This window comes from Stenotrophomonas sp. AG209, from assembly GCF_003550055.1.
Lineage (GTDB): Bacteria > Pseudomonadota > Gammaproteobacteria > Xanthomonadales > Xanthomonadaceae > Stenotrophomonas.
In genome coordinates this window covers 208,222-219,986 of the sequence record NZ_QXDB01000003.1, presented here as the reverse complement: position 1 = coordinate 219,986, position 11,765 = coordinate 208,222, and the positions used below count along the sequence as shown (strand labels likewise).

Below are 11,765 nucleotides of genomic sequence, written 5' to 3'. Positions count from 1 at the left end.
TTTAATGTCTGATGGTTTCGAAAAATTCTCTTGTATTGATTTTCCGGCTCTGTATGGAAGCGTTGTATCGTTGAGGGCTTTTCTGGTTGTTCGTGGTAGGGAATGCTTTCTGGTAGATAGTCGTGATCATCAATTTTCTGATCTTAGGGTGGAGGTGAGTTCACCTGGTCTCGAAAGATTGCTTGATGAGGCCGTGGGAGGATGGGTTGGTGGTGTTGCCTCATACTTTGATGAGATCCTCATATCGGGAGTAGTTCGCGAAGGGACGACCCGGAGAGACCTTGCGTCCATTGCGGAAGTTTCAAGGCTTACGCTTTTTAGGGATGAATTGGTATTTGAAGTGATAGTTTGATGTCAGCTGTTTTCGGGTGCTAGTTGGTACTTTAGGGTCTGATTGAAGTTACGGATTTTTGATTATTTTGGTTGTTATTGGGGGTGGGGCTGTGGCTGGTGTCGGGCAGGCTTTTCTGCGTGCAATTGTTCCTTTGGACTCGTGCAGGTCATTAGGCGAATTTTGACTGTCGAATATCCGGTTTCAGGGCCAAGGGGTGTCTGGACGATCGGCGCGCTGCGCCGAACCACGGCTGCGGTCCATGGTTACAATCTGCCCATGATCAGCCCCCGCCTCCTGGCTTCCACACTGTTGGCGCTGGCCCTGGCGGCCTGCACCGCCACCGCGCCCGTGCAGCACAACCCGCTCGCCACCTGGGTGCCGTCACCCAACCAGAACGCGCGCACGCCGGTCATCATCGTCATCCACCACACCGAACAGAAGTCGGTGCAGCAGAGCCTGCATACGTTGCGCACGGCCAACAGCGGTGGACCGGTCAGTGCGCACTACCTGATCGGCGCCGATGGCCATCGTTACCAGCTGGTCGCCGATGAGCGCCGTGCCTGGCACGCCGGGGCCGGGCGCTGGGGCACCATCACCGATCTCAACTCCGCCTCGATCGGCATCGAGCTCGACAACGATGGCCGCAGCCCGTTCAGTGCGGCGCAGATCGAATCGCTGATCGTGCTGTTGCGCGATCTCACCACGCGCCTGAACATTTCGCCGCGACAGGTGATCGGCCATGCCGACCTGGCGCCGACGCGCAAGCAGGATCCGAGCCGGTTCTTCCCGTGGCAGCAGCTGGCCGAGGCCGGATTCGGCGTCTGGCCGCGTGCGGCCGATGGTGCTGCGCCGGAAGGCTTCGACGCGTGGAATGCGCTGGCCCGTTTCGGCTATCCGCTGGACAACCGCGACGCCACCGTCGCTGCCTTCCACCGCCGTTTCCGTGGCCGCGACGACCTGCCGAAGACGCTGGATGCCGAAGACGCCCGCATCCTGCACTCGCTGCTGCTGCAGACGCCGTGACCACGCGCATGAACGCTTGACCCCGCGCTGGGTTGCCGCCCAGCGGCCGGCCGGCCACCATGGCGGCATGATCGATTCCGCCACCTTCTTCAAGCGCAAGCACTGCATCCTGCTGGCAGCGGCCGTGCTCGCAGGCTGCTCCACCACCGCTCCCCGCACTGGATCCGAAGTGCCGACGCCGGTCACGCCGCCCGCGGCCACCTATGCCAAGGCCGCTTGGAGTGCGCTGCCGCCGGTCGCCGACAGCGACCTGCAGGCCGGCTTCGTTGCCTGGCGCAGCAGCTGCACCCGCCTGAAGAACGATGCGGTCTGGGCCAAGCCCTGCGCCGCCGCCGCCGCGGTATCGGACAAGGACCCGGCCGCGATCCGCCAGTTCCTGCAGCGCGACCTCGATGTCTATGCGCTGCGTGCCGGCGGTCACCAGGCCGATGGGCTGATTACCGGCTACTACGAGCCGATCTACGCCGGCAGCCTCACCCGCACGGCCGCTGCCACCGTACCGGTTTACGGCACGCCGGATGATCTGATCGTGGTGCAGCTGGACAGCGTCTACCCGGAACTGAAGGGCAAGCGCCTGCGCGGTCGCCTCGACGGCAAGGTGCTCAAGCCCTATGACGACGCCGGCACCATCGCGGCCAAGGGCGCCAAGGCCCCGGTGCTGGCCTGGCTGACCGATCCGATGGACCTGCAGCTGCTGCAGATCCAGGGGTCCGGCCGGGTGCGCCTGGCAGACGGCACGCAGGTGCGGCTGGCCTATGCCGAGCAGAATGGCCACCCGTATCGCGCCATCGGTCGCTGGCTGGTCGACCAGGGCCAGCTGAAGAAGGAAGACGTCACCATGGACGCGATCCGCGCCTGGGCCCGGGCCAACCCCGCGCGCGTGCCGGAGCTGCTGCGCAGCAACCCCAGCTACGTGTTCTTCGTGCGCAATCCGGACAGCCCGGAGGGTCCACGCGGTTCACTGAACGTGCCGCTCACCGCCGGCTACAGCGTCGCCGTGGATCGCACCGTGGTGCCGCTGGGCAGCCTGCTGTGGCTGTCCACCACGCGCCCGGACGGCAGCCCGGTGGTGCGACCGGTGGCCGCGCAGGACACCGGCGGCGCCATCGCCGGTGAAGTGCGCGCCGACCTGTACTGGGGCAGCGGCGATGCCGCCGGCAAGCTGGCCGGCGACATGAAGCAGAAGGGCAACATCTGGATGCTGTGGCCGAAGGGCGTGGCGTTGCCGCAGTAGGTTGGCCCCCGGATGCCTGATAATGGCGCCATTCCGAACTTTCCGGCCGCGCCTGCGGCCAGGACCCCTGCAATGACCTACGCAAAGCACAACGCAAGATCCGGCGCGAAATCGGCCGCAAAGAAGTACTACAAGCACTGGGCCGAATCGGGCCTGGGCAAGGGCAACGTGCTGATGGAAGCACGCGGCGAGAAGATCGTGCGCCAGGTGGAAATCTACGGCACCAAGATGGTCTGGGCCGACGAGCATGCCCACAGCGACGACCGCTTCCTGCTGGCCGACCAGCCGGTGTCGTTCCTGGATTTCGACGAAGACGACGAAATCTCCGCGCGCGAATTCGAAAGCGCCTGGAAGAAGGCCCGGGAAGCCACCGGCTACCCGGTGTAACGCTGCCCGGCTGGGGTCAGAGCCCTTTCCTGACGGAAAGGGATCCGACCCCGAACCCCGCGTTTTGCACTACATTGGTGCAATGTCCGACCCCGCACCCCCGCCGTCCCTCGATGCCCTGGGCACGCCGCTGGCCTGGGCCGGGGCCGATGGCTGCATTGCCGGCTGCAATCCGGCCTTTGCCCGCTGGCTGGGTGTCAGTGTCCGGCGCCTGCTGGGCCGGCCGCTGGCCGCACTGGAAGTGCAGGGCGAGGCGCTGGCCCATTTCCTGGCCCGCGATGAGCGCGACAGCCTGCGCCTGAACCGGCTGGCGCTGGCGGTGCCCGGCGAGGCACCGCGCTTCGCCGAGGGCTGGATGAGCCGCCGCGACGATGGCGGCTGGCTGCTGGAGGCGCATCCGGTCGATGAATTTCCCGGGCTCGACCCGACCCAGGCCCTGCCCAGCGCGCTCAGCGCAGCGCTGAAGGGGCTGGCCCACGAGCTGCGCAACCCGCTGGCCGGGCTGAAGGGCGCGGCCCAGCTGCTGGCCCGCCGCGCGGCCCAGCGCGATGCCAGCGAACGCGAGCTGATCGAGCTGATCGGGTCGGAGATCGAACGCCTCAACGGCCTGCTCGACCAGCTGCTGTCGCCGGCCCCGGCCGCACCGCATGCCGAACTGAACATCCATGCCGCGCTGGAGCGCGTGCTGCGCCTGGCCGAGAACGAGGCCGGCTGGGCGGTACGCCTGCAGCGCGACTACGACCCCAGCATTCCCGAATTCCACGGCGACGCCGACCGCCTCACCCAGGCGGTGTGGAACCTGGTGCGCAACGCGATCCAGGCCGGCGCCGGCAGCATCACCCTGCGCACCCGGGTGGAGCATGGCGTGCGCATCGCCGAGCAGCTGCACACGCTGGCGCTGCGCCTGGAAATCGCCGACGACGGCCGTGGCGTGCCCGAGGAACTGGCGGAACACCTGTTCCTGCCGCTGGTCAGTGGCCGTGCCGAAGGCACCGGGCTGGGCTTGGCACTGGCCCAGCAGGTCGCGCGCGAGCATCGCGGCACGCTGACCTACCGTTCGCGTCCGGGCCATACCGTGTTCACCCTGCTGTTGCCGATCGGCAACGGCGCCGCCCCGGCCGAGGAGGCCCCGCGCGATGTCTGAGTCCCCCACCACCGCGCAGCGCATCTGGGTGGTCGACGATGACCGTGCGGTGCGCTTCGTACTGTGCACCGCGCTGCGCGAGGCGGGCTACCAGGTTGTCGATTTCGACAGCGCCGCGCCCGCCCTGCAGGCCTTGAGCGAAGGCCCGCCGCCGGCGCTGCTGTTCACCGATGTGCGCATGCCCGGCGACGATGGCCTGGTGCTGCTGGACAAGCTCAAGGCCGCGCTGCCGCAGCTGCCGGTGGTGGTGATGTCGGCCTATACCGACGTGGCCAGCACCGCGGGCGCGTTCCGCGGTGGCGCGCATGAATTCCTGTCCAAACCGTTCGACCTGGACGATGCCGTGGCGCTGGCGCAGCGTGTGCTGCCGGCAGTTGCGCCGGCATTGGCGGCGCCCACGCCTGCGGCGGAAGCGCATAGCGACCTGCCGCCGCAACTGGTGGGTGATACGCCGCCGATGCGCGCGCTGTTCCGCGCCATCGGTCGCCTGGCGCAGGCGCCGCTGGCGGTGCTGATCACCGGCGAGACCGGCACCGGCAAGGAACTGGTGGCCAATGCGCTGCATCGCGAATCGCCGCGTGCGCAGGGCCCGTTCGTCGCGCTCAATACCGCCGCGATTCCGGCCGAACTGCTGGAAAGTGAGCTGTTCGGCCACGAAGCGGGCGCCTTCACCGGTGCGCAACGCCGCCATATCGGCCGCTTCGAGCAGGCCAACGGCGGCACGCTGTTCCTAGATGAGATCGGCGACATGCCGTTGCCGCTGCAGACCCGCCTGCTGCGTGTGCTGGCGCAGGGTGAGTTCTTCCGCGTCGGTGGCCGCGAGCTGATCCGCGTCGACGTGCGCGTGGTTGCCGCCACCCACCAGGATCTGGAAGGCCTGGTCGCGCAGGGGAAGTTCCGCGCCGATCTGCTGCACCGCCTGGACGTGGTGCGCCTGCAGCTGCCGCCGCTGCGCGAGCGCCGCGAGGACATCGCGCAACTGGCCAGCACCTTCCTGGCCGCCGCCGCACGCAAGCTGGACACGCCGCCGAAGCGCCTCACCGCTGCGGCCCTGCAGGCGATGCGCGAGCACGACTGGCCGGGCAACGTGCGCGAGCTGGAGAACGTGTGCTGGCGGATGGCCGCGCTGGCCGCCGCCGACACCATCGGCGTGGCCGATGTCGATACCGCGCTGAACCGCGCGCGCGGCCGCCGCAACAGTGCCAGCGCAGCCGATCCGGGCCAGTGGGAAGCGCTGCTGGCCGAATGGGCGCGCCGTCAGCTGGCCGAAGGCGTGGAAGGGCTGCACGCGCAGGTGCGCGAGCGGGTCGACCATGCCCTGCTGGAGGCCGCGCTGCAGATCACCCATGGCCGCCGCGCCGAAGCCGCTGCCCGCCTGGGACTCGGCCGCAATACCCTTACCCGCAAGCTGGGCGCCGGGCGCCGCCGCGGGGGCCATTGAACGGTCCCTGCACGCGATCCTCGCGCCCGCTTGCCGAACCGTTGATCGTTCATGGACGATGCCGTCCGTAGTGTCACCTGCAAGGAGTCTTCGATGCGTCTGTCCTTTGCCATCCTGCCGTTGTCCGCCGCCGTGCTGCTGTCTGCCTGTGGCAGCGCACCGAAGAAGGCCGAGCCCACCCCGCCGCCGCCGACCGTGGTCAGTGCCGCCAAGCAGGCGGAGGCCAACCTGTCGCCGGCCTCGGCCAGCATCGTCAGTGGCCGCATCGCGCTGATGGTGGAGCCTGGTGGCATCCACATCACCGGGCTGATCGGTGGCCTGCAGCCGATGCAGCAGGCCGGTTTCCACATCCACGAGCGTGGCGACTGCAGCGCGGTGGATGCCAGCAGCGCCGGCAACCACTTCAACCCCGGTGGCGCCGCGCATGGTCGCGCCGGCACCGGCAAGCACCACCTGGGCGACATGGACAACCTGCGTGCCGACGCCCAGGGCCGCGCCAACGTCGATATCCACCTCAAGGGCGTTACCCTTGGCGGAGGCGCCGCCACCGATATCGCCGGACGTGCACTGGTCGTGCATGCCAACGCCGACGACTATCGCAGCCAGCCCGCCGGCAATGCCGGCGTCCGCATCGCCTGTGGCGTGATCCGGGTCGTCCGCTGATCACCGCAGGCTTCATCCAGGGAGAGATTCCAATGCGTCTGATCCACACTTCACTGTTTGCGGCCATCGCCGCGCTGGGCCTGGCGGCCTGCGGCCAGCAGCCGGCCGCTCCGCAGACTGAAACCCCGCCGGCCGCCCCGGCCGAGGGCGCCACCACCGAACCGGCCGCAGCCCCGGCACCCGCTGCCGCCCCGGCGGCCGATGCCTCGGCCACCGCCGAGCTGGCACCGACCCAGGGCAACGAGGCCAAGGGCAGCGTTACCTTCAAGGTGGTCGACGGCAAGGTCCACGTGACCGGCCAGATCACCGGCCTGAAGCCGGGCAGCGAGCACGGCTTCCACATCCACGAAAAGGGCGACTGCAGCGCGCCGGACGGCATGAGCGCCGGCGGTCACTTCAACCCGGGCCACCAGGATCACGGCAACGTCGCCACCGATCCGCACCACGGCGGCGACATGCCCAACATCAAGGCCGACGACAAGGGCGTGGCCACCATCGACGGCCCGGTGTCGAGCAACGTCAACATCGGCAAGGGTGATGACTTCGACATCATCGGCCGCGGCCTGATCGTCCACGCCGATGCGGACGACTACAAGACCCAGCCGACCGGCAACGCCGGCGCGCGCCTGGCCTGCGCGGTGATCCAGAAGGCGCCGTAAGCGCGGTCCTGCTGGAAATGGAAAACGCCGGCGCAAGCCGGCGTTTTTCTTGATCGGTAGTGCCGGCCGCTGGCCGGCATTCGCAGATATGAGGGTTGCCGGCCAGCGGCCGGCACTACCAACAGGCCCCCCCGGATCAGCGCGCCAGCAGCTCGCGCGCGTCCTGCCCGGCCTCGCAATGCACGAACAGCACCGGCACGCCGTGTGCTTCCAGTACCGCAGCCATCTGCCGCTGGCGCATCAGGAACTGCTCGTAGATGCCCTTCAGGCGGTCGCAGTCGTTGTTGCCGTGGTTGTAGTGGGCGCACCAGCCGGCCGGATCGAACAGCGCCATGCGTGCTTCGCCGTGGGTATAGCGCAGCAGCGGCTCGGGCGCGGCGTTGAGCCACTCGTCCTCGCCCGGGGCCATGATCGCGGTCTCGATCAGCGGCCACAGCGCCGCCAGGCCCTGGTTGTCGTACTGCATCGACATCATCGCGGCCAGGTCGTTCACGGTGAAATAGCGCGCGTGCTCGATGCGGGCACCGAAGCTGTTCTGCGCCATCAACGCGGTGTCGGCATGCGCCATGCCGTTGGCCAGCAGTGTCTCTTCCAGCGCATTGGCCACTGCATTGGTGGTGGCCACATCGCTGCCGGTCAGCAGGAACGGCACCACGCGCAGTCCACCGCCCACCAGGCTGGCATCGGCCTGGAACGGCAGCGGCACGTCACCCTCGGCATCGGTACCAAAGGCCAGCAGGCGCGGGCCCTGGTTGCGGCCCGGGGCACGCATCTGCAGTTCTTCCAGGCGGCGATGGATCGGCCAGCCCGGGCGCAGTACTTCGGCCGGGTCGAAATGGGCGGCGGCGAACACCAGGTCCAGCTCGGCCACCTGCGGCACCAGCTTGGAAAGGTCACGGCCGACGCGTTCGGCCAGTTCACCGGCCTGTTCAGCGCTGAGCACCGCCTGGCGGGGGATTTCGCCGCCGGCCAGTTCCAGGGCCAGCACGCCAAGGGCATTCATCGCGGGGTCGGGTTTGCTCATGGTTCCACGGTTGGCCCATCACAGGGCGGCAGCTACACTTGGCTCCATTATGCCTGCTCCGTCGTGCAGGCCATGTTGCAGACACCCTCATCCATGCCAGGTATCTCCATGCCCAACGCTCGTCCCGTCGCCATCCTCGGTGGCGTCCGCATTCCGTTCTGCCGCCAGAACACCGCGTATTCGGATGTCGGCAACCTCGGCATGTCGGTCCGTACGCTGGGCGCGCTGGTCGAACGTTTCGGCCTGCATGGCCAGCAACTGGGCGAAGTGGCGATGGGTGCGGTGATCAAGCACTCCAGCGACTGGAACCTGGGCCGCGAAGCCACGCTGTCTTCCGGCCTGTCGCCGTTGACCCCGGGCATCACCCTGCAGCGCGCCTGTGGCACCTCGCTGGACAGCATCATCACCGTCGCCAACAAGATCGCGCTGGGCCAGATTGAGTCGGGCATCGGAGGCGGTTCGGACACCACCTCCGACGTGCCGATCGTCTATGGCAAGAAGCTGCGCGCGCGCCTGCTGGCTGCCAACCGTGCCAAGAGCACCGGCGACAAGATCCGTGCGCTTACCGCCGGCTTCAAGTTCTCCGAGCTCAAGCCCGAGTTCCCGGGCGTGGCCGAGCCGCGCACCGGCAAGAGCATGGGCGACCACTGCGAGGACATGGCCAAGGAGTGGAACATCTCGCGCGACTCGCAGGACGAGTGGGCGGTGTCGTCGCACAAGAAGCTGGCCGCAGCCTATGAGCGCGGCTTCTTCAACGACCTGATCGCACCGTTCCGTGGCGTAGAGCGTGACAACATCCTGCGCCCGGATACCTCGCTGGAAAAGCTGGCGACGCTGAAGCCGGCGTTCGACAAGGTCTCCGGCCGCGGCACGCTGACCGCCGCCAACTCCACCCCGCTGACCGACGGCGCCGCCGCCGTGCTGCTGGCCAGCGAAGAGTGGGCGCGTGCGCACGGCCATGAGCCTCAGGCCTATCTGCGCGATGCGCATGTCTCTGCGGTGGACTTCGTGCATGGCGAAGGCCTGCTGATGGCACCGACCGTGGCCGTGCCGGAGATGCTCAAGCGCAACGGCCTGACCCTGCAGGACTTCGACATCTACGAGATCCACGAAGCCTTCGCCGCGCAGGTGCTGTGCACCCTGCGCGCGTGGGAGAGCGAGGATTACTGCCGCAACCGCCTGGGCCTGGACGCGCCGATGGGCCGCATCGATCCGGACAAGATCAACCTGCTGGGCTCGTCGCTGGCTACCGGCCACCCGTTCGCGGCCACGGGCGCACGCGTGATCGCCACTGCCGCCAAGCAGCTGGCCGAGCGCGGCGGTGGCCGTGCGCTGGTGTCGATCTGCACCGCCGGCGGCATGGGCGTGGTGGCGATCGTCGAGCGCTGAGCATCACGGTAGTGCCGGCCGCTGGCCGGCAACGCTGGTACGAAAACGCCGCCCGATGGGCGGCGTTTTTTCTTGCTCCGGTGGGTGCCGACCGTTGGTCGGCACACCTCAGCCATGCTTACGGCAACCGCGGATTACCGAATTCGTCGCGCTCTTCGTTGGCGTCATACACCGGCGGCTGCACCGTAACCGGCTGCTCTTCCACAGTGGCACGCAGCGGCGCTTCGCTGCCGCGCACCAGTTCCACGCTGTCCTCGCCGCGCTGCAGGCGCAGCGCATTGGCCAGGCACTGCGCGGCCAGCGCATGATCCCCACGCTGCGCGAACAGTTCGCCCAGCGCTTCCCACGCCGGTGCACCCGCGCCTGCGGCGATGGCTTCGTGCAGGAACGCGTCGGCGGCATCCCACTGCTGCTGGGCCAGGGCCACGCGGCCCTGCGCCAGGCGCAGTGCGGGCGAGCTGTCGTGCACGTTGCGCCAGCGCGCAAGGTTGGCCTGGCGCGTGGCCAGGCGCTCGGCGGGAAGGCGACCATACAGCGTCACCAGTTCGTCGTCCCAGCGATGGTCCAGCGCCTGTTCCAGCGCCAGCAATGCAGGCTCATCCCAGTTCAGTGCCACCGCACGGCTGGCATAGGCGCCCACCACGTCCGGGGTCGGTCGCAGTGCCTTCGGCGTGGCTTCCCATTGCGCGGCCAGCGCATTGACGTCGGCTGCTTCCAGCAGCGCCTGTGCGGCCAGGCGCGCTTCCAGCTCGCTGTTCGCGTCGGCCGGAAGCACCTTGCTCTGGCGCAGCGCACCCAGCTGGCCATACGCCTCGTGGGCGCGGCCGGCCTGTGCCAGCGCTTCGGTACGCAGCCACAGGCCACGCGGCGGAAGCGGCTGGATCGCCGCTACGTCCAAGGCATTGATCGCATCCACCGGCAAATTGCGTGCCAGCAGCTGCTCGGCGCGCAGCAGCGCCTGCAGGGTGGCATCGCTCTCGCCCAGGCGCTGCAGCAGCGCCTCACCAGCCGGGCCATCGGCACGTGCCTGCGCGCTGCGCACAGCGTTGGCCAGCGCCACCGCGCTCACTTCCGGGTCCTTGGCGGCACCGTCCAGCAGCTTCTCGGCACGCTGCCACTGGCCGTGCTCATAGGCCTGCAGGCCGTCGATCAGGCGCACCCGGCCCTGCTTGCGGCGGTAGCGGCCCCAGGCACGGAACGGTGCGGCAATCAGGCTCCACAGCAGCCACAGCACCAGCACCGCGATCACTGTCAGCAGCGCCACCTTCGGCAGGTTGCTGTGGTAGTCGTAGCCGCCGTAGCGAAGGGTCACTTCGCCGAAGCGGTTCAGGTCATCGGCGCCGAGCCATTGCGCGGCCACCACGCCGATGGCCACGGCCAGCAACAGCACGACCAGGGATTGCAGGGGTTTCATGCGGGCTTACCTCCGGTCGGTCTGGGTGCGCAGTTGTTGCAGGGTGCTGCCAAGAACAGCGTCGCTGGCCTGCAGCGGAAGTTCGCGCAAGGCCTTCAGTTCAGCACGTTGTGCGCGCAGGGCTGGTGAATCCGGCCAGCGCCGCTGTGCCCAGTGCTCCACGCGGTCCAATGCGGTATTGCGGCCCGCGCGGTCGCCGCGCTCGATGGCGGCACGTGCCAATGTCAGTTCCAGCTGCAGCGCGTCGTCGGCATTGCGCTGTTCGGCGGCGGTCAGCGGGCCGTTCTGGCGGCTCGGGGTGATGTCCACGAACGGTGCCAGTGTTGCCTGCCACCAGGGTTTGGCGGTGCTGCTGCCGTTCGTGCCGGTGATCTGCGAGGGCAGGCCCTGCAGCGCCCGGCCCACAGCATCCAGGCGCTGCAGCGACTGCACGCGCGGGCCGCTGCCGAGCGCATCCAGTGCCTCGCGCTCCTGAACCAGCGCCTGGCGCAGGTTCAGGCCATCAGTGTCGGGCAGTTCGGCCAGTGCAGTCGCGGCCTGGGCGTACAACCGGCGTGCGCCTTCCACATCGTCGGCGTAGTTCAGGCGCTGCGCGGCCTGGGTCAGCAACAGTTCGGCCTCATCACGCTGTACCGCCTGGCGGCCCTGGTTGGCGCTGTCGGCCAGCTTGGCCAGGTTCTCTTCCAGCAATGCGCTGCGCTGGGAAAGGCCCAGCATCTCGTCGCGCAGCACGCGGTTGGTGGCGGCCGCGTCCTGCAGGCGCTGGCTGCTCGCGCGCTGGTCACGGCGAAGTGCATCCAGCGTGGCCTCCAGGCCCTGCAGCTGCACGGCGGTGGTCTGTGCCTGCGCTGCCTGTTCGTTCTGCTGCTGTTGCCAGACGTACCAGCCGGCATAGCCGCCCACGCCAAGCACGACCACACCGGCCAGCGGCAGCAGCCAGCGCACGGGTCGACGGGGCGGGGAAACGGGCGGAGTGTCGTTCATCGGGCTTCCTTGTCGGCAACGTCGCCGGTCGGGGGCCGGCAGGCCGCGTTGTGCACAGCATCACTGTTG

Annotated in this window: 12 protein-coding genes; 9 read left to right on the top strand and 3 right to left on the bottom strand. The window is 68.4% G+C overall.

Annotated features, from left to right (window positions below; translation table 11 throughout):
- Positions 1–4 precede the first annotated feature (4 nt).
- The 8 genes from DFO63_RS22035 (at position 5) to DFO63_RS16120 (ending at position 6,885) form a co-directional block, all read left to right on the top strand.
- Positions 5–352, top strand: coding sequence for a hypothetical protein (locus DFO63_RS22035; RefSeq protein ID WP_147416465.1), 348 nt, complete (start codon positions 5–7; stop codon positions 350–352).
- A gap of 258 nt (positions 353–610) precedes the next feature.
- The gene (locus DFO63_RS16150; RefSeq protein WP_119007358.1) at positions 611–1,357 is read left to right on the top strand and encodes an N-acetylmuramoyl-L-alanine amidase; all 747 of its coding nucleotides are present in this window, start codon (positions 611–613) and stop codon (positions 1,355–1,357) included.
- 67 nt (positions 1,358–1,424) lie between these two features.
- A complete protein-coding gene (locus DFO63_RS16145; protein ID WP_119007405.1) occupies positions 1,425–2,591 on the top strand; it encodes an MltA domain-containing protein in 1,167 nt (388 codons plus the stop codon).
- Positions 2,592–2,663: 72 nt separating this feature from the next.
- Entirely contained in the window at positions 2,664–2,978 is a 315-nt protein-coding gene (locus tag DFO63_RS16140; RefSeq protein WP_008268793.1) for a hypothetical protein, read from the top strand.
- Positions 2,979–3,060: 82 nt separating this feature from the next.
- Entirely contained in the window at positions 3,061–4,122 is a 1,062-nt protein-coding gene (locus DFO63_RS16135; protein WP_032959394.1) for an ATP-binding protein, read from the top strand.
- On the top strand, positions 4,115–5,563 hold the full coding sequence (gene ntrC, locus DFO63_RS16130; protein ID WP_101764676.1) for a nitrogen regulation protein NR(I): 1,449 nt from the start codon (positions 4,115–4,117) through the stop codon (positions 5,561–5,563). The genes DFO63_RS16135 and ntrC overlap by 8 nt, the downstream gene beginning before the upstream one ends.
- Positions 5,564–5,656: 93 nt before the next feature.
- Positions 5,657–6,226, top strand: a complete 570-nt coding sequence (locus DFO63_RS16125) for a superoxide dismutase family protein (protein WP_014035519.1) — start codon at positions 5,657–5,659, stop codon at positions 6,224–6,226.
- Positions 6,227–6,258: 32 nt separating this feature from the next.
- Positions 6,259–6,885, top strand: a complete 627-nt coding sequence (locus DFO63_RS16120) for a superoxide dismutase family protein (RefSeq protein WP_101764677.1) — start codon at positions 6,259–6,261, stop codon at positions 6,883–6,885.
- A 136-nt stretch (positions 6,886–7,021) separates the two neighbouring features.
- Here the strand turns inward: DFO63_RS16120 and DFO63_RS16115 are convergent, their stop codons facing one another.
- Positions 7,022–7,909 (bottom strand): hypothetical protein, encoded by an 888-nt coding sequence (locus DFO63_RS16115; RefSeq protein WP_014035521.1) that lies wholly within the window; start codon positions 7,907–7,909, stop codon positions 7,022–7,024.
- Between the two features lie 93 nt (positions 7,910–8,002).
- On the opposite strand from DFO63_RS16115, the gene DFO63_RS16110 reads away from it, so the two are divergent.
- Positions 8,003–9,298: an acetyl-CoA C-acetyltransferase gene (locus tag DFO63_RS16110; protein ID WP_029550824.1), complete on the top strand. Its 1,296-nt coding sequence runs from the start codon at positions 8,003–8,005 to the stop codon at positions 9,296–9,298.
- A gap of 118 nt (positions 9,299–9,416) precedes the next feature.
- Here DFO63_RS16110 and DFO63_RS16105 read toward each other — a convergent pair whose 3' ends face one another.
- Positions 9,417–10,712 (bottom strand): heme biosynthesis HemY N-terminal domain-containing protein, encoded by a 1,296-nt coding sequence (locus tag DFO63_RS16105; RefSeq protein ID WP_119007357.1) that lies wholly within the window; start codon positions 10,710–10,712, stop codon positions 9,417–9,419.
- A 6-nt stretch (positions 10,713–10,718) separates the two neighbouring features.
- Positions 10,719–11,696, bottom strand: coding sequence for a uroporphyrinogen-III C-methyltransferase (locus DFO63_RS16100; RefSeq protein WP_119007356.1), 978 nt, complete (start codon positions 11,694–11,696; stop codon positions 10,719–10,721).
- Between the last annotated feature and the right edge of the window lie 69 nt (positions 11,697–11,765).